General features: G+C 55.0%; 15 protein-coding genes, 2 tRNA genes and 2 rRNA genes. 9 read left to right on the plus strand and 10 right to left on the minus strand.

The features are described from left to right. Positions 1-63 precede the first annotated feature (63 nt). The 4 genes from B1H58_RS02790 to hpxZ are packed head-to-tail and all read left to right on the plus strand — an operon-like array spanning position 64 to position 3664. Positions 64-1650: a gamma-glutamyltransferase family protein gene (locus tag B1H58_RS02790; RefSeq protein WP_085067876.1), complete on the plus strand. Its 1587-nt coding sequence runs from the start codon at positions 64-66 to the stop codon at positions 1648-1650. A gap of 10 nt (positions 1651-1660) precedes the next feature. Further along, positions 1661-1843: an oxalurate catabolism protein HpxX gene (hpxX, locus tag B1H58_RS02795; protein ID WP_085067877.1), complete on the plus strand. Its 183-nt coding sequence runs from the start codon at positions 1661-1663 to the stop codon at positions 1841-1843. Continuing rightward, entirely contained in the window at positions 1840-3270 is a 1431-nt protein-coding gene (locus B1H58_RS02800) for an AtzE family amidohydrolase (RefSeq protein ID WP_085067878.1), read from the plus strand. Before hpxX ends, B1H58_RS02800 begins: the two co-directional genes overlap by 4 nt. A 4-nt stretch (positions 3271-3274) precedes the next feature. After that, positions 3275-3664 (plus strand): oxalurate catabolism protein HpxZ, encoded by a 390-nt coding sequence (gene hpxZ / locus B1H58_RS02805; protein ID WP_085067879.1) that lies wholly within the window; start codon positions 3275-3277, stop codon positions 3662-3664. Between the two features lie 46 nt (positions 3665-3710). On the opposite strand, the gene puuE is transcribed toward hpxZ, so the two are convergent. Genes puuE through B1H58_RS02820 form a run of 3 tightly spaced genes read right to left on the minus strand, consistent with a single transcriptional unit; the run spans position 3711 to position 6160 of the window. Beyond that, entirely contained in the window at positions 3711-4670 is a 960-nt protein-coding gene (gene puuE, locus B1H58_RS02810; RefSeq protein WP_085067880.1) for an allantoinase PuuE, read from the minus strand. Positions 4671-4703: 33 nt separating this feature from the next. Continuing rightward, positions 4704-5441, minus strand: a complete 738-nt coding sequence (locus B1H58_RS02815; RefSeq protein ID WP_085067881.1) for an aspartate/glutamate racemase family protein — start codon at positions 5439-5441, stop codon at positions 4704-4706. Then, positions 5438-6160 (minus strand): GntR family transcriptional regulator, encoded by a 723-nt coding sequence (locus B1H58_RS02820; protein ID WP_085067882.1) that lies wholly within the window; start codon positions 6158-6160, stop codon positions 5438-5440. The genes B1H58_RS02815 and B1H58_RS02820 overlap by 4 nt, the downstream gene beginning before the upstream one ends. A gap of 144 nt (positions 6161-6304) precedes the next feature. Here B1H58_RS02820 and B1H58_RS02825 point away from each other — a divergent pair, with 144 nt between their 5' ends. Beyond that, entirely contained in the window at positions 6305-7795 is a 1491-nt protein-coding gene (locus B1H58_RS02825) for an NCS1 family nucleobase:cation symporter-1 (RefSeq protein ID WP_085067883.1), read from the plus strand. A gap of 45 nt (positions 7796-7840) precedes the next feature. On the opposite strand, the gene B1H58_RS02830 is transcribed toward B1H58_RS02825, so the two are convergent. Then, positions 7841-7917, minus strand: a tRNA-Asp gene (locus tag B1H58_RS02830). Positions 7918-8050: 133 nt separating this feature from the next. Beyond that, complete coding sequence (dnaQ, locus tag B1H58_RS02835) at positions 8051-8782, minus strand: DNA polymerase III subunit epsilon (protein ID WP_085067884.1); 732 nt, start codon at positions 8780-8782, stop codon at positions 8051-8053. Here dnaQ and rnhA point away from each other — a divergent pair. After that, entirely contained in the window at positions 8736-9302 is a 567-nt protein-coding gene (gene rnhA, locus B1H58_RS02840) for a ribonuclease HI (protein WP_167373279.1), read from the plus strand. The two genes, dnaQ and rnhA, sit on opposite strands and share 47 nt — an antisense overlap. Here the strand turns inward: rnhA and B1H58_RS02845 are convergent. After that, positions 9287-10021 carry a class I SAM-dependent methyltransferase gene (locus B1H58_RS02845; RefSeq protein WP_085067886.1) on the minus strand — a complete coding sequence of 245 codons (735 nt, stop codon included), beginning with the start codon at positions 10019-10021 and terminating at the stop codon, positions 9287-9289. The genes rnhA and B1H58_RS02845 overlap by 16 nt on opposite strands. 42 nt (positions 10022-10063) lie before the next feature. Between B1H58_RS02845 and gloB the strand changes: the two genes are divergently transcribed. Further along, on the plus strand, positions 10064-10819 hold the full coding sequence (gene gloB / locus B1H58_RS02850; protein ID WP_085067887.1) for a hydroxyacylglutathione hydrolase: 756 nt from the start codon (positions 10064-10066) through the stop codon (positions 10817-10819). Positions 10820-10889: 70 nt separating this feature from the next. Beyond that, positions 10890-12272: a murein transglycosylase D gene (gene mltD, locus B1H58_RS02855; protein WP_085067888.1), complete on the plus strand. Its 1383-nt coding sequence runs from the start codon at positions 10890-10892 to the stop codon at positions 12270-12272. A gap of 52 nt (positions 12273-12324) precedes the next feature. Here mltD and B1H58_RS02860 read toward each other — a convergent pair whose 3' ends face one another. Next, positions 12325-13128 carry an endonuclease/exonuclease/phosphatase family protein gene (locus tag B1H58_RS02860; protein ID WP_085067889.1) on the minus strand — a complete coding sequence of 268 codons (804 nt, stop codon included), beginning with the start codon at positions 13126-13128 and terminating at the stop codon, positions 12325-12327. 194 nt (positions 13129-13322) lie between these two features. Between B1H58_RS02860 and yafC the strand changes: the two genes are divergently transcribed. Continuing rightward, positions 13323-14222, plus strand: coding sequence for a DNA-binding transcriptional regulator YafC (gene yafC / locus B1H58_RS02865; protein WP_085067890.1), 900 nt, complete (start codon positions 13323-13325; stop codon positions 14220-14222). A 200-nt stretch (positions 14223-14422) separates the two neighbouring features. On the opposite strand, the gene B1H58_RS02870 is transcribed toward yafC, so the two are convergent. From B1H58_RS02870 to B1H58_RS02880, 3 genes are all read right to left on the minus strand, one after another. Further along, a tRNA-Asp gene (locus tag B1H58_RS02870) sits at positions 14423-14499 on the minus strand. 73 nt (positions 14500-14572) lie between these two features. Continuing rightward, positions 14573-14688: ribosomal RNA gene (gene rrf / locus B1H58_RS02875) — 5S ribosomal RNA — on the minus strand. A gap of 203 nt (positions 14689-14891) precedes the next feature. Beyond that, a 23S ribosomal RNA gene (locus tag B1H58_RS02880) occupies positions 14892-17796 on the minus strand. Positions 17797-17892: the final 96 nt, after the last annotated feature.

Below are 17892 nucleotides of genomic sequence, written 5' to 3' on the forward strand. Positions count from 1 at the left end.
GCCCTGCCAAACCTGGAACAGCTCTTGCTTAACCTTTTTGTCTGAAGCAAATAAGGATACGCAATGATCCAAAGTAATATGGCGCCTCAGGGAATGGTGGTCACGCCGCATCATCTTGCCAGCGAAAGCGCACTGGCGGTGCTGCGCGAAGGCGGTAACGCGATCGAAGCGATGGTCGCCGCCGCCGCGACGATTGCGGTGGTCTATCCGCATATGAACGGTCTGGGCGGTGACGGCTTCTGGCTGATTGTGCCGCCGCAGGGCGATCCCATCGCTATTGACGCCAGCGGTGCTGCCGGTTCGCTGGCCCATCCCGACTTTTATCAGGGGCTGCCACATATTCCTCATCGTGGCCCCAAAGCGGCATTGACCGTGGCAGGCACCGTGAGCGGCTGGTCGGAAGCGCTTACGCTTGCGCAGGAATATGGCGGCGCTTCGCTGCCGCTGCCACGCCTGTTGCGCGATGCGATTCGCTATGCCGCCGACGGCATTCCGGTAACCGCCTCCCAGGCTACAGCCACCCACGCCAAACAGCAGGAGCTGGCCTGTCAGCCCGGCTTCGCCGCCACTTTTATGCCCGCTGGTGCACCGCCGCGTCCCGGTAGCCGCTTTACCCAACCGGCGCTGGCCGGGACGCTGTCAGAACTGTGTGAAAACGGGCTGGATAGCTTTTATCGCGGCCCGCTGGCGCATCGACTGGCGCAGGGTATGAAACAGCTGGAAATGCCGATCATGCTGGAAGATTTACAGCGCCATCGGGCAAAGCGCCGCAGGCCGCTGCACCTGACCCATCAGCACGGTGATATTTACAACATGGCACCGCCAACTCAGGGGCTGGTTTCGCTGGCGATCCTCGGCATTACCGACTGCCTGAACATGGCGGAAGCCGATGAGGTGCAGACAATTCATTGTATTGTCGAGGCAACAAAACAGGCTTTTGCCCTGCGTGATCGCTATATCACTGACCCGTTGCATATGCGTGAAGAGATGCAGCAGCTGCTGGAAAGTGGTCTGCTGGCGACCCGCGCACAACAAATCGATCCGCAGCGAGCAGCGCCCTGGGGAAGCGGACGCGGGCCTGGCGATACCGTCTGGATGGGCGTGATGGACAGCAGCGGCCTGGCGGTCTCCTTTATACAGAGTATTTATCATGAGTTTGGCAGCGGCGTAGTGCTGCCGGATACCGGCATCGTCTGGCAGAACCGTGGCGCGGCATTCAGCCTGGATCCACACCATTTGCTGTCGCTACTGCCCGGCAAACAGCCGTTTCATACGCTTAACCCCGCCGCTGCCCGCCTGAAAGATGGACGCATAATGGTGTACGGTTCGATGGGCGGCGACGGCCAGCCGCAAACCCAGGCAGCGATATTTACCCGTCATGTGATTCAGGGCATGCCGCTTCAGGAAGCAGTAAGCGCGCCGCGCTGGCTGCTGGGCCGAACCTGGGGTGACTCTTCAGACACCCTGAAACTGGAGGGCCGCTTCAGCGCCGATACGCTGACCCGGCTGGCGGCGTTGGGTCATCAGACAGATACGCTGCCCGATTTTAGCGAAGCGGTCGGTCACGCTGGCGCGATTGTGCGTCATACCAACGGCATGCTGGAAGGCGCATTCGATCCGCGCAGCAACGGCAGCGCGGCAGGTTTCTGACAGGAGGAAAATGATGACAAACGACTGGACGACTTATCTGAACCAGATGACAGCGATGCTGGATATTGAGCTGGATGAGGCGCGGCGCACCGAGCTGCTGCTGCAGTTTACCCGCATCGCACAGATGGCCGAACCGCTGATGGATTTCCCGCTGGATGATCGGCTGGACGTGGCGGGAGTGTATCAGGCATGAGATTGAGTGAACTTTCCATTGCCCAACTGCAGCAGGCGCTGCAAAAGGGCGAGCTGAGTGCCAGAGAGATTGCTGAAGCGACATTAGCTGCCATTGAGCAGCAAAATCCGCGCCTCAACGCTTGGACCACGATCGTTGCCGATCGCATGCGCCAGCAGGCAGATCGCCTTGATCGTTTACGGCGCGAAGGCCAGCCGCTGCCGCCGCTGGCAGGCGTACCCTGGGCGGTAAAAAACCTGTTTGACGTGGCGGGTCAGCGCACGCTGGCCGGGGCGAGCCTGTTCAGCGATCGGCCGCCTGCCGAACGCGATGCCTGGGCAGTAGACCGGCTCAGCCAGGCGGGTGCGCTGCTGAGCGGCATGCTGAATATGGATGCTTACGCCTACGGCTTTACCACCGAAAACAGCCACTACGGCGCGACGCGCAATCCTCACGATTTGCAACGTATCGCTGGCGGTTCATCCGGCGGATCGGCGGCGGCCGTGGCAGCCGGACTGGTGCATTTTTCTCTTGGCAGCGATACCAACGGTTCGATTCGCGTGCCCGCTTCGCTGTGTGGCATTTTCGGCCTGAAGCCCACCTTTGGCCGCCTGTCGCGCCACGGTACTCATCCCTTTGTCGCCAGCCTCGATCATATCGGCCCTTTCGCGCGCAGTTGCGAAGATTTAACCCGTGTCTATGATGCCCTGCAGGGACTGGATACGGAAGACGCCTTTCAGGCAAATGTTGCGCCTCAGCCCGCGCGGACGCAGCTGGAGAAAGGGCTGGAAGGGCTACGCTGTGCGGTACTCGGCGGCTATTTTCAACGGTTCAGCAATGACGATGTGCAGCAGGCAGTCGCCACGGCAGCGCACGCGCTGGAGGCCCATGAACTGCTGGAGCTGGAGGAGATGGATCTTGCCCGCGCTTCAGCGTTTATTATTACCGCCGCAGAGGGCGGCAATCGTTATTTACCAGCGTTACGCAGCCAGCCTGAACGCTTTGAACCGCTGTCGCGCGAACGATTACTGGCAGGCGCCATGCTGCCCTCCGCCTGGTATCTGCAGGCCCAGCGCTTCCGCCGTTATTTCCAGCAAAAGGTGCTGACGCTGTTTGATGATTTTGATGTGCTGATTGCTCCTGCTACTCCCTGCAGCGCCACGCTTATCGGTCAGGAAACCATGCAGATTAATGGTGAGACGCTGCCGGTACGCGCCAGCATGGGCATGCTGACGCAGCCGATCTCTTTCCTTGGCCTGCCGGTGACCACCGTACCGTTACGCACCGCCAGCGGTCTGCCGATTGGTTTACAGCTGATCGCCGCGCCTTTTCAGGAGGCAAACTGCCTGCGGGCTGCCCGCGCGCTGGAGCAGATGGGAATTACCGTGGCCACGGTAGCGCGGCAGGAAATGCCCGATGGTACGGCGGCGGCTATTTCAGGGAGTTAATCGAGTGAACAATAACGAAATTAATCTGCCGACTGTGGTAGCGGAAGTGACAGAAGCTTTTCAGCGCTATGAGCAGGCGCTAATTAGCAATGACATTGCGGAGCTGGATGCGCTGTTCTGGCATGACGATCGCACGGTGCGTCTGGGAGCCGGAGAGAACCTGTACGGCATCGAGGCGATTCGCGCATTTCGGGCCGCGCGCCCCAGTGCCGGTTTATATCGCCAGTTGCGAAATACAGTCATTACGACCTTTGGTACGGACTTCGCCGTCTGCAGCACCGAATTTACCCGTCCCGGCAGCGATCGTCCTGGCCGACAGCAGCAAAGCTGGGTACGCCTGCCGCAGGGCTGGCGGATCGTTGCCGCACAGGTCAGCCTGCTGGAGGGACAATAAAAAGCCGCGGGCGCCTGATGCGCTCGCGGCAGCTCAGGCAACCACATCAGGCTTCTGGTGCCGGATGATGTTTGATCCAGTGATCGGCAATTTGCTGGCGAGTGCAAATCCAAACCCGTTCATGCTGCTGAATATAATCCAGGAAACGGGTCAGCGCACGGAAGCGGCCCGGCCTTCCCAGCAGGCGACAGTGCATGCCTACCGACATCATTTTCGGCGCGGTTTCACCCTCTTCATACAGCACATCAAAGCTGTCTTTCAGGTAGGTGTAAAAATGCCCGGCGGTGTTAAATCCCTGCGGCGTGGCAAAACGCATATCGTTGGTTTCCAGCGAATAGGGAATAATCAGATGCGGTTTCACCGTGCCATCCTGACAGGTAACGCGCGTCCAGAACGGCAAATCATCGCTGTAATTGTCGCTGTCGTAGCTGAATCCGCCCTGCTCCACCACCAGCCGGCGCGTATTTGGACTGTCGCGCCCGGTATACCAGCCGGTGGGCGCTTTACCAAACAGGTCCATCAGCACATCCACCGCCTGCTGGATATGCTGACGCTCGGTTTTCGGATCCATCGCCTGATAGTGGATCCAGCGCCAGCCGTGGCTAACAACATCATATTGCGCATCGGCGATGGCCTGCACTATCTCCGGATGACGCGCCAGCGCCATCGCCACGCCAAATACCGTTAGCGGCAGACCACGCTTTTGAAACTCCTGATGGATCCGCCAGAAACCCGCGCGCGAACCATATTCATACAGCGAGTCCATTGACATATGGCGGTCAGGATAGCTGGCCGCGCCGATAATATCGGATAAAAACTGTTCAGAGCCGGCATCGCCATGCAGAACGTTATTTTCTGCGCCCTCTTCATAGTTGAGCACAAACTGGACCGCAATCCGTGATTCGCCGGGCCAGGCGGCATGCGGTGGATGACCGGCGTAGCCACGCAGATCGCGCGGATAGTTTTTATTGAAGCTGTATTCTTTCTTCTCAGGGGACTGACTCATTCACTGGCTCCTTTCTTGAGCAGATGACTTCCGTTAGTTTAGGTGCTGGAAAGCACCCGTTATCTTTTTTTCACGTGGAAACGCTAAATCGCCATATTTGCTGGTGCCTAACCCCAACGACACCAGCGACTCCACCATCTTTACCGCCGCGCCGACACCATCAATAACAGGCATGCCTAATTCCTGCGTCAGATCGCGCGCCAGCGTCGCCATCCCGCCGCAGCCCAGCACTATCGCACCGCAGCCATCCTCACGCTGCGCCTGCAGACAGCGGCTGCGCACCTTTTCCTGCGCCAGACCGCGACTCTCTTCCAGCGCAAGGACCGGCAGATCGATCGCATGCAGCGCGGCACAGTGATGCGTAAAGCCATACTGCCGCACCAGATGGCGGGCGATGATCAGCGTCCGTGGCAGCGTGGTGACCACGGAGAAACGTGTCGCTACCAGCGTCGCCATATGCATCGCCGCTTCGGCAATGCCAATAACCGGCCCGTTGGCCAGTTCACGCGCCGCCAGCAGGCCTGGATCACCAAAGCAGGCGATAATGTGCCCATCGACGCCCTGCTCGCGTCCCCGCTTCACCTGCTCCAGCACGCCGAGCGCGGCGATCGCCTCATCGGCATGCCCTTCAATCGACGGCACGCCCTGCGCCGGCGAAACGGCAATAATTTCCGTTGTCGGCGCGGCTGCAGCGCGGGCGGCGCGGGCAATGGTGTCGGTCATTGACTGCGTAGTGTTGGGGTTGATGACCTGTATACAGAGGGAACTCATTTTTGTGGTGCTCCTTTATGGGCAAACAGCAGAGAAAAATTGGGCAGGACGTCACCGCCGCGCTCAAAGCGCAGTGATGTGAGAATATGATCGAAATGTTGCCGCATGGCGTCCGTCAGCTGCGTTAGCTGTCTGGTACGCAAATATTCCACCAGCCTGTCGTGGTGATCGCAACGGCATCCCTGTTGCCAGGGCGCGCCCCAGACGGCAATCACCAGCGACGAGCGCTGCGTCAATCGTGTTACCAGCTCCGTGAGTACCTGATTGCCAGAAATCGCCTGTAGCTGAATATGAAAAGCGGCGGAAAGGCGAATCGCCGCCGAGCCGTCATGCTGCTGATGTGCCTGGCGCTCTTTATCCAGCAGCTGCTCAAGCGCCGCCAGATGCGGCGGCTGACAGTGCGCGCTCACCGCAGGCAAATTGGCGCATTCAATCAGCGAACGGGTATGGAAAATATCCCGCGCCTCCTGCGCATCGGGCGCAGCGACCTGCGCACCACGTCCGGGCGTTAACCTGATCATTTGCACTGCCGCGAGGCGCTGTAGCACTTTACGAATGCCGGTGCGGCTGATGCCAAAGACATCAGCCAGCGCCTCTTCCGGTAAGCGGCTGCCGGGCGGCAACTGATGTTCCACAATCGCGGTCAGTAACGCCTGATAGACCGGCTCATGGTTATCCGTCAGGTCTGAGGCCGTTTTCTGGCCGGTTTCATGCTTCATTACCTACTCCGTTGGCGAGGGTCGTATACAAAACCGCCTGTGCGGCGCGGCGGCCTTGTATACAAAATTTAACTTTTGGCCTGAATCCTGCAGGTGCTGATACACAAGGTTTCTCCGTTACCCTTTCTAAGAGGAGCAGGTTTCATGCCAAATTATTCCAGCGTTTCTCCAGCAGCTCGCAGCGATGCTGAGTACAGTCCGCGCCTGACCAATGAGGATCTTGCTCCTGTCCCACAGCAGAACTGGAGCTGGTACAACATTTTCTCTTTCTGGATGTCGGATGTGCACAGCATGGGCGGCTATGTGGTGGCGGCCAGCTTCTTTACGCTGGGGCTGGCAAGCTGGCAGGTACTGATCTGTTTGCTGGCGGGAATTTGTATCGTACAACTGTGCGCCAATCTGGTGGCAAAACCGAGCCAGATGGCGGGCGTTCCCTACGCGGTGATCTGTCGGCAGGCATTCGGCGTGTTTGGCGCCAATATTCCTGCGGTGATCCGGGGATTGATCGCCTTCGCCTGGTATGGCATTCAAACCTGGCTGGCTTCTAATGCGCTGATGCTGGTGTTGTTAAAATTCTGGCCTGCGCTCTCGCCGCTGACGCAATCTTCCTGGCTGGGGCTGTCGCTGCTCGGCTGGATCTGCTTCGGTATTATGTGGCTGCTGCAGGCGGCGGTATTCTGGCACGGCATGAACGCCATTAAGCGCTTTATTGATATTGCCGGGCCCGCCGTGTATGTGGTGATGATGGCGCTGGCCGGCTGGATTGTATACAAAACCGGTTTTGACGGGATCTCTTTTACGCTGACCAGTAAAACGCTGAGCATCAGTGAACAGAGCTGGCAAATGATCACTGCTACCGCACTTGTGGTCTCCTATTTTTCCGGCCCGCTGCTTAACTTTGGCGACTTTTCACGCTACGGCAAAAGTATGCAACATATTCGTCGCGGCAACCGCTGGGGCTTACCTTTTAACTTTCTGCTGTTTTCCGTGGTGACGGTGGTGATTGTTTCCGGCACCCGCTCACTGTTTGGCAAGATGATTACCGATCCGATTGAAACCGTCAGCCTGGTGGGAAATGACCTTGCGGTGGCTATCGGCCTGCTGACGATGATTACTGCCACTATCGGCATCAATATCGTGGCAAACTTTGTCTCGCCCGCCTTCGATTTTTCAAACTGCGCGCCACAGAAAATCACTTTCCGTGCCGGCGGCATGATTGCTGCGGTGGGATCGGTGCTGCTGACGCCCTGGAATCTGTTCCAGTCGCCAGAGCTGATTCACTATACGCTTGACGTGCTGGGGGCGTTTATTGGGCCGCTGTTTGGAATTTTGCTGGTGGATTTTTATCTGATTAAACGCGGAAAGGTAGTGGTAGACGATCTGTTTAATGCCACGCCTGCAGGACGCTACTGGTATCGCGGCGGTTTTAATCCCAAAGCGATCGCCGCCCTGCTGCCGTCGGTGGCAATCGGCGTGCTGATCAGTTTTGTCCCTGCGCTGCATGAGATTGCCAGCTTCAGCTGGTTTATCGGCGTCGCGCTTGGCGGCGGCTGCTATCGTTGGCTTGCGCGGGAAGATCGGGAAGAAGCGGCGGCAACGCCTTATGTGGCACAGGTTGTGATGCAGAAAGAGTAAAAAGCAAAAGGCCGATTCATTGCTGAATCGGCCTTTCTGAATAGTTGGCGGTGCGGACGGGACTCGAACCCGCGACCCCCGGCGTGACAGGCCGGTATTCTAACCGACTGAACTACCGCACCGCGCTGTGTTCCCCGTCGGGAACGAAGCGCATATTAAGGGGAGTGTGCGTAGCCGTCAACGATTTTTCTCACTGCGGCGTTCGTTTGCCTGCTTTTTCATCTAACTGGCTTTTTTTAGCGCAAAATAAGGCATTTATGCGCGCCAGAGACAGCTCCCGCCTTTTTTCATCACCAAATCCAGGCGCTGTTCATGCGCTATGACCTCTTCATCACTGGCAGCCACCACGCGCAGGCCGGACGTTCGTGCCACACGCTGAATATACTCACCGCCACCGGCATCCTGCTGCTGTTCGCCATCCAGGGAGAACGCCAGCGATGTCTGCCCGCCGGTCATGGTCAGGAACACTTCCGCCAGGATTTCGGCATCGAGCAATGCCCCGTGCAGGGTTCGCTTGCTGTTATCGATCTCATAACGCGAGCAGAGCGCATCGAGACTGTTACGTTTGCCCGGGAACAGCTTACGCGCCATCAGCAGGCTATCGGTAATTTGACAGAAGGTTTCCGTTTTACCGATGCCCCGGTTCAGCTTGCTGAATTCATAATCCATAAAGCCGATATCGAACGACGCGTTATGAATCACCAATTCCGCGCCACGGATGTAATCCAGAAACTCGTCCGCTATTTCGCCGAAGGTCGGTTTATCCATCAAAAATTCATCGGCAATACCGTGAACGCCGAATGCTTCCGGATCCACCAGCCGATCTGGCTTCAGGTACATATGGAAATTGTTGCCGGTCAGACGGCGGTTGATGATCTCCACCGCACCGATTTCAATGATGCGATGGCCCTCGTAATGAACTCCCACCATATTCATACCGGTGGTTTCTGTATCGAGAACGATCTGGCGTGTAATTGCTGTGCTCATAAGGCTCGTTTATGTCAGACTTGGCGTTTTATCAGGAGGAAGTCTACCAGAGATGCGCAAACAGGTAGAAATTTTCACCGATGGCTCTTGCCTCGGTAATCCCGGCCCTGGCGGCTATGGCGCTATTTTACGCTATCGCCAGCATGAAAAAACCTTTAGCGCCGGTTTTTATCGCACCACCAATAATCGCATGGAAATGATGGCGGCGATCGTCGCGCTGGAAGCGCTGACCCAGCCCTGTGAAATCACTCTCAGCACCGATAGCCAGTATTTGCGTCAGGGCATTACCAGCTGGATCCATAACTGGAAAAAGCGTGGCTGGAAGACGGCAGATAAAAAGCCGGTTAAGAATGTCGATTTATGGCAGCGGCTCGATGCGGCGCTCAGCCATCATCACATTAACTGGGAGTGGGTTAAAGGTCACGCTGGGCATCCGGAGAATGAGCGCTGCGATGAACTGGCGCGCTCCGCTGCGGCCAATCCATCGTTTGAAGATATCGGCTATCAGCCGGAATCCTGATCGTCCAGCGAATGCAGCTGGCGCGTGGCATTAACCGTAGCGCGTAACTTTACTTTGCTGGCCAGCTTTCTCGCTGGCGTCATGATAAGCGGCAGCGTGCGTTTGCGGGCCACCATGATATTGAGACAGCCCAGCGCAGGCACGTGCCGGCTCATCATCAGTCCGCCCTGGCGATTCCAGGGCACCACCTGAAAACTGCTGCGGTAGACGACCTCATAGTTCAGCAGGCTTAGCCAGTCGAGCAGCCGCATCTGGCTGAACATGCGCCCGCTCCAGGGTGGACGGCGGTGCAGACCTGGGATCAGCTTGCCTACACCCAGCAGGCTTAGCGGATTAAAACCAGTAATGACTATCCAGCCATCATCAATCAATACGCGGTCGACTTCACGCAGAATGCGGTGCGGATCCTGACTCCAGCTTAACGTATGCGCCAGCAAACAGGCATCGATCGATTTTGCCTCAAAGGGTAAATGCATCGGGTCGGCAATCACCTGCACTTGCTGTCCCTCATTCCCTACGCTGACCTGATGCGAAATAGCACAGGCCTGCGTATCAATCTCTACGCTCAGGTTGCCGATTTTTAACAGATGAAAACCATACAGTTTGCCAAGGCAGGGCTGTAAATGTTGGGTTAACGCATCGCGGAACGACTCTCCCCACGGCATATCACGCCATGAATGCGGTGCGGTCAGAATTTGACGTGTTTTAGCTGGCTTCATGTTCTACCATCAGTGTTCCTTCACGACGTGCGAGAGGTGTGTATGAATCTTAACAGTATCCCAGCATTTAAGGATAACTACATCTGGACATTAACTGATAACCAGGGTCAATGCCTGATTGTCGATCCGGGCGAAGCGGCACCTGTGCTGGCCGCTATTCAGCAGCAGCAATGGACACCGGTGGCTATCCTGCTCACGCATCATCATCAAGACCATGTTGGCGGCGTAAAAGAACTGTTAACAAAATGGCCAAATCTTGTGGTGTATGGACCGCAAGAGACACAAGATAAAGGCGCTACGCAAATCGTTTATGAAGGCGATACCCTGCCTGTTTTAGGCTGCGAATTTAGAGTAATTTTTACGCCCGGCCACACTTTAGGACATATCTCATATTACAGTGAACCTTATCTTTTCTGTGGTGATACGATGTTTTCCGGCGGTTGCGGACGCCTTTTTGAAGGCACACCAGAACAAATGTATGAATCATTTCAAAAGCTTGCTGAACTACCTGATGAGACGCTGGTTTGCTGTGCTCATGAGTACACGCTCTCTAACTTAAAATTTGCTAACGCTACGCTGCCGCAAGATATGGAAATAAATCGCTATTATCAGAAAATTAAGGAGTTACGCGCCAAAAACAGCAGTACTTTGCCCACAAAACTGGGGCTCGAACGGCAAATAAATTTATTTTTACGTACGCAAGACGCTGATTTACAAAGCGCCCTCGGCTTCAAAGTCCCACCTCAGCACGCATGGGACGTTTTTGCCCTGCTACGTCAGAAGAAGGATGATTTTTGATTTTTCTGGTTGTGTTGTTGGTCGCCAGCACGTATCATTGCTCGTCTTTTAAGCAACCATTGACACACACATGAAGACTAGAGCGATTATCCTTCTCGCCTCGGTCTTGCTGATGGGATGTCAGGCATCGCGACATGATGCCAACATTCCTGAACAGCATGCCCAGAGTCTGTCTTCAGCTGGTCAAGATGAGAATGAAAAATTTACAGATCGTATGTTATCCCCGCGTTGGCAGGATGATGGAACGGCCCTTACTCAGGACCAGGATTTGTGGAATTACATTCGCGACGGGCTGAAGATGGAGGTTCCGGAAAACCCCCGGATCCGAGAGCAGAAACAAAAGTATTTAAGAAACAAGAGCTATCTCCACGATGTGACTTTACGGGCAGAGCCGTATATGTACTGGATAGTCGAGCAGATTAAGCAACGTAAGATGCCGATGGAACTGGTACTACTACCCATAGTGGAGAGCGCTTTTAACCCCCACGCCACATCTGCTGCAAATGCCGCAGGCATCTGGCAGATTGTGCCGAGTACGGGGCGGAATTACGGTTTAAAACAAAATCAGTGGTATGACGGCCGACGCGATATTGTCGCATCGACCCGAGCGGTTTTAGATATGATGGAACGTCTGAACGGAATGTTCGACGGAGACTGGTTGTTGACCATCGCTGCCTATAACAGCGGCGAAGGGCGCGTGCTGAAAGCGATTAAACAAAATAAAGCGCGCGGCAAGCCAACCGATTTCTGGCATCTTTCTCTACCGCGCGAGACCACGCTGTACGTGCCTAAAATGCTGGCGTTGCAGGATATCCTGAAAAACAACAAGCGTTATGGCGTACGCTTACCGGCACCGAATGAAAGTCGGGCGCTGGCGCGTGTTGAAGTGGGTCAGCAGATAGAACTGACGCAGGCGGCAGAAATGGCTGGCTTGTCAGTGACCAGGCTGAAAAACTACAACACCGGCTATAAACGCGGCGCTACCGCGCCTAACGGACCACACTATATTATGGTCCCGAAAGCGAATGTCGCTCAGTTACGTAATTCGCTGGCTTCTGGCGATATTGCAGCGGTTCAGCCAACGCGTTTGGCCACAGCGAGCAGCCGCAGTTATAAGGTACGTAATGGTGACACGCTGTCAGGCATAGCCAGCCGGATGGGCGTTTCAGTAAAAGAGTTGCAGCGCACCAATAACTTGCGCGGTAACAAGATTAAACCGGGACAGACGCTCACCTTTGGCAGTGGCGTGACAGGAAGTGAACTGGCCGATAACGGCAACAGCATCACCTATAAGGTCCGTAAGGGTGATTCTCTTGCCAGTATTGCACGTCGACATGGTGTAAATATCAAAGACGTCAAGCGCTGGAACAGCGTGCTGAGCGACAGTAGTTCGATTCAGCCGGGTGATAAAATTACCCTGTTCGTTAAAAACAACGCGACGCCAGACAGTTAAGCTTCCTGCACAGGATAGCTGTCAAAAAAGCCGATCTTTCGATCGGCTTTTTTTATGGCGTCTCAGAGCCTGAAGAGGCAAATTCAACCAGCAGTGGATTGTGATCGGATGCGCGCGTTACCAGTACTGAGGCTTCCGTCACCTGTAGCTCGCGATAGAAAACAAAGTCCAGTGGACGCCCAAAGGCCTTACGCCGATGATCGTCAGTGAAGCGTACTTCCCGTAACCCCATATCTCGTGCAAAGCGATACAGGGCATTCATGCGCTGTCGACTCCATGCATTAAAGTCACCGGCCATGATAACCGGCCCGTTATGATGCGCTAACTGTTCGCCGATAGGTCCCAGCTGTTTGCTGTAAACATCAATGCCAAGACTGAAATTAACCGCATGAATATTTACTACCATCAACATTCTGCCATCCGGCAGAGGATAAGCCGTTATTAATGCCGATTTCGCTAACCGCAGCAACGGCTCGCGCTCGCGCAGTGGACAGCAATAAACCGGATGCGCCGCCGCCAGCGTCATGACGCCTGAGGGGTGCTGGGGCAGAACAAAGGCAGGCACCTGATCGGCCGCCAGATAATTTGAAGTGGCGAAACGTACCAGTTCTGGCGTGGTTTGCGCTTCCTGCAATAATACCAGCTGTGCATCTTTGCCAAACGTTTGTAACACCGAAAGCCAGTCAGCTCGCTGCTGCTTGAAGATATTCCATACCAGTACGCGTAGCGTTACTCCTGGGGTGATTGGCGCGCCTGGCGGAAGCGCTTGCCCTACAGGCAGCATAGCGCTGGGCGGAAAGATCCTTTCCGCTGGCTGGCCAGCTACATACCTCATGGCATAGGTTTTTTTCCGCACAATACCGCCCGTTTCTGAAAAATGTCTGTTACTGAATTACTGCTTTCAGTTATAGGGGCTTCAGCAGAGAGTTTCAATCAAAGCTGCTGAATTTACCTTTCGGACAGGCAAGCAAATGTTACGATAGCAACAAACTCAGCATATCCGCGATCCGTCCCGCAGTGGGAATCAATATATTTACGACAGGAGCAGATGTGAAAGCGTCTTCAGAAGAGCTAAAAATTTTTGTTGCCGTAGTGGAAAGCGGTAGCTTTAGCCGGGCAGCAAAGCAGCTCGAACTGGCTCCTTCTGCGGTGAGTCGTGCAGTAAAAAAGCTGGAGGCGAAGCTGGGAGTGGAGCTACTGACGCGTACGACACGGCAAATCAATCTGACGCAGGAAGGTGAAGGCTATTTCCGTAAAGTGCAAAAACTCCTGCAGGAGATGGCAGCGGCGGAAAATGAGCTAATGGAAAGCCGTCAGGTACCGCGTGGACTGCTGCGTGTAGATGCGGCGACGCCCGTGGTTTTACACTTGTTGACGCCAATGGTTGAACCTTTCCGTCAACGCTATCCAGAGGTAACTTTATCTCTGCTCTCCTCTGAAACCTTCATCAACCTGATTGAACGCAAGGTGGATGTCGCCATTCGCGCCGGCAATCTGACAGACTCCAGCCTGCGCGCGCGGCCTTTATTTAGCAGCTACCGTAAACTGATCGCCTCCCCTGCCTATCTTGCACGTAATGGCATCCCGGTAAAGGTGGATGAACTTGCGTTACACAGCTGCCTGGGATTTATCGAAACGCCCGCTCTTAATCGTTGGCCTGTCGCTCAGCCAGATGGCGAGCTCTATACGATCCAGCCAACGATCTCGGCTAATAGCGGTGAGACCCTGAAACAACTTTGTCTTGCTGGCAACGGCATTGCCTGCCTGTCTGACTATATGATCAATAAAGAACTTGAGACGGGTAGCCTGGTTGAGGTGTTAGCTGAGAAGCGCTTACCGGTTGCCATGCCATTTAATGCGGTATATTACAGCGATCGTGCCGTTAATAATCGTGTCCGGGCATTTATCGATTTTCTGAGCGAATGGATTAACATTCATAACGTGTCATAAATCGCCCGCGTCGTCAGTTATGTTAAAGCGCTGGCATGTTCAGTTTCCGGGATATTTGCTGAACTGAGCGGTAGCTGGCTCAGCTTTTGTTACGCGAAGCAGTGTTTGAGCGTGGCCTGATAGCGGAATAAGGGGATGATTTTCTGAAACCGAAAAAGCAAAAAGCCCTGACATTACTGTCAGGGCTATTACTAATAGAGTGGCGGTGCGGACGGGACTCGAACCCGCGACCCCCGGCGTGACAGGCCGGTATTCTAACCGACTGAACTACCGCACCACCGAATACTGCATTACCAGCGGGGTCTCGCTGATAACCGGTGTTACCTTTTCAGGTATTACCTTAATTTGATGCCTGGCAGTTCCCTACTCTCGCATGGGGAGGCCCCACACTACCATCGGCGCTGCGGCGTTTCACTTCTGAGTTCGGCATGGGGTCAGGTGGGACCACCGCGCTCTCGCCGCCAGGCAAATTCTTTGTGCACGGAACGTCTCTTTTGCGCTGCTGCGGCGTTGGCTGCATTCGCATAACCCCGTTACATACCTCAGTATGCGCCGGCGTTATGTCTCATTTGCCGCCTGGCTTCAGCACAAAATCGTTCGTTCCCGCTAATTTCTTATCCGGTCAACAAAGCTGAAAACTCTCAATTCCCAAAACGCTTCCGGCGTTGTAAGGTTAAGCCTCACGGGTCATTAGTACCGGTTAGCTCAACGCATCGCTGCGCTTACACACCCGGCCTATCAACGTCGTCGTCTTCAACGTCCCTTCAGGGGGCTCAGGGCCCCAGGGAAGACTCATCTCGAGGCAAGTTTCGTGCTTAGATGCTTTCAGCACTTATCTCTTCCGCACTTAGCTACCGGGCAGTGCCATTGGCATGACAACCCGAACACCAGCGGTGCGTTCACTCCGGTCCTCTCGTACTAGGAGCAACCCCTCTCAGTCTTCCAGCGCCCACGGCAGATAGGGACCGAACTGTCTCACGACGTTCTAAACCCAGCTCGCGTACCACTTTAAATGGCGAACAGCCATACCCTTGGGACCTACTTCAGCCCCAGGATGTGATGAGCCGACATCGAGGTGCCAAACACCGCCGTCGATATGAACTCTTGGGCGGTATCAGCCTGTTATCCCCGGAGTACCTTTTATCCGTTGAGCGATGGCCCTTCCATTCAGAACCACCGGATCACTATGACCTGCTTTCGCACCTGCTCGAACCGTCACTCTCGCAGTCAAGCCAGCTTATGCCATTGCACTAACCTCACGATGTCCGACCGTGATTAGCTGACCTTCGTACTCCTCCGTTACACTTTGGGAGGAGACCGCCCCAGTCAAACTACCCACCAGACACTGTCCCCACGCCAGATTATGGCGCCAGGTTAGAACATCAAACATTAAAGGGTGGTATTTCAAGGATGGCTCCGTGCGAACTGGCGTCCGCACTTCACTGCCTCCCACCTATCCTGCACATCAAGGCTCAATGTTCAGTGTCAAGCTGTAGTAAAGGTTCACGGGGTCTTTCCGTCTTGCCGCGGGTACACTGCATCTTCACAGCGAGTTCAATTTCACTGAGTCTCGGGTGGAGACAGCCTGGCCATCATTACGCCATTCGTGCAGGTCGGAACTTACCCGACAAGGAATTTCGCTACCTTAGGACCGTTATAGTTACGGCCGCCGTTTACCGGGGCTTCGATCAGGAGCTTCAGGTTGCCCTTAACCCCATCAATTAACCTTCCGGCACCGGGCAGGCGTCACACCGTATACGTCCACTTTCGTGTTTGCACAGTGCTGTGTTTTTAATAAACAGTTGCAGCCAGCTGGTATCTTCGACTGGCTTCGGCTCGGGGAGCAAGTCCCTCCACCTACGTGCCAGCGTGCCTTCTCCCGAAGTTACGGCACCATTTTGCCTAGTTCCTTCACCCGAGTTCTCTCAAGCGCCTTGGTATTCTCTACCTGACCACCTGTGTCGGTTTGGGGTACGATTCGTTGTTACCTGATGCTTAGAGGCTTTTCCTGGAAGCAGGGCATTTGTTGCTTCAGCACCGTAGTGCCTCGTCATCACGCCTCAGCCTTAACTTTCCGGATTTGCCTGGAAAGTCAGCCTACACGCTTAAACCGGGACAACCGTCGCCCGGCCAACATAGCCTTCTCCGTCCCCCCTTCGCAGTAACACCGAGTACGGGAATATTAACCCGTTTCCCATCGACTACGCCTTTCGGCCTCGCCTTAGGGGTCGACTCACCCTGCCCCGATTAACGTTGGACAGGAACCCTTGGTCTTCCGGCGAGCGGGCTTTTCACCCGCTTTATCGTTACTTATGTCAGCATTCGCACTTCTGATACCTCCAGCAGACCTCACAGTCCACCTTCAGCGGCTTACAGAACGCTCCCCTACCCAACAACACTTACGTGTCGCTGCCGCAGCTTCGGTGCATGGTTTAGCCCCGTTACATCTTCCGCGCAGGCCGACTCGACCAGTGAGCTATTACGCTTTCTTTAAATGATGGCTGCTTCTAAGCCAACATCCTGGCTGTCTGGGCCTTCCCACATCGTTTCCCACTTAACCATGACTTTGGGACCTTAGCTGGCGGTCTGGGTTGTTTCCCTCTTCACGACGGACGTTAGCACCCGCCGTGTGTCTCCCGTGATAACATTCTCCGGTATTCGCAGTTTGCATCGGGTTGGTAAGCCGGGATGGCCCCCTAGCCGAAACAGTGCTCTACCCCCGGAGATGAGTTCACGAGGCGCTACCTAAATAGCTTTCGGGGAGAACCAGCTATCTCCCGGTTTGATTGGCCTTTCACCCCCAGCCACAGGTCATCCGCTAATTTTTCAACATTAGTCGGTTCGGTCCTCCAGTTAGTGTTACCCAACCTTCAACCTGCCCATGGCTAGATCACCGGGTTTCGGGTCTATACCCTGCAACTTAGCGCCCGGTTAAGACTCGGTTTCCCTACGGCTCCCCTATACGGTTAACCTTGCTACAGAATATAAGTCGCTGACCCATTATACAAAAGGTACGCAGTCACCCCATAAAGAGGCTCCCACTGCTTGTACGTACACGGTTTCAGGTTCTGTTTCACTCCCCTCGCCGGGGTTCTTTTCGCCTTTCCCTCACGGTACTGGTTCACTATCGGTCAGTCAGGAGTATTTAGCCTTGGAGGATGGTCCCCCATATTCAGACAGGATACCACGTGTCCCGCCCTACTCATCGAGCTCACAACACATGCATCTTCGTGTACGGGACTGTCACCCTGTACCGTGCGCCTTTCCAGACGCTTCCACTGACACACATGCTGATTCAGGCTCTGGGCTGTTCCCCGTTCGCTCGCCGCTACTCAGGGAATCTCGGTTGATTTCTTTTCCTCGGGGTACTTAGATGTTTCAGTTCCCCCGGTTCGCCTCATGCCACTATGTATTCATGACATGATAGTGCAACGGATTGCACTGGGTTTCCCCATTCGGGTATCGCCGGTTAATAGCGGTTCATATCACCTTACCGGCGCTTATCGCAGATTAGCACGCCCTTCATCGCCTCTGACTGCCAGGGCATCCACCGTGTACGCTTATTCGCTTAACCTCACAACCCGCAAGCGTCTTGCGACACTCGTGAGTGCGAGAATTGAGAGAATCGTGAACAACAATAAAGTTGTTCCGTTTTCAATTTTCAGCTTGT

This window comes from Pantoea alhagi (assembly GCF_002101395.1).
Lineage (GTDB): Bacteria > Pseudomonadota > Gammaproteobacteria > Enterobacterales > Enterobacteriaceae > Mixta > Mixta alhagi.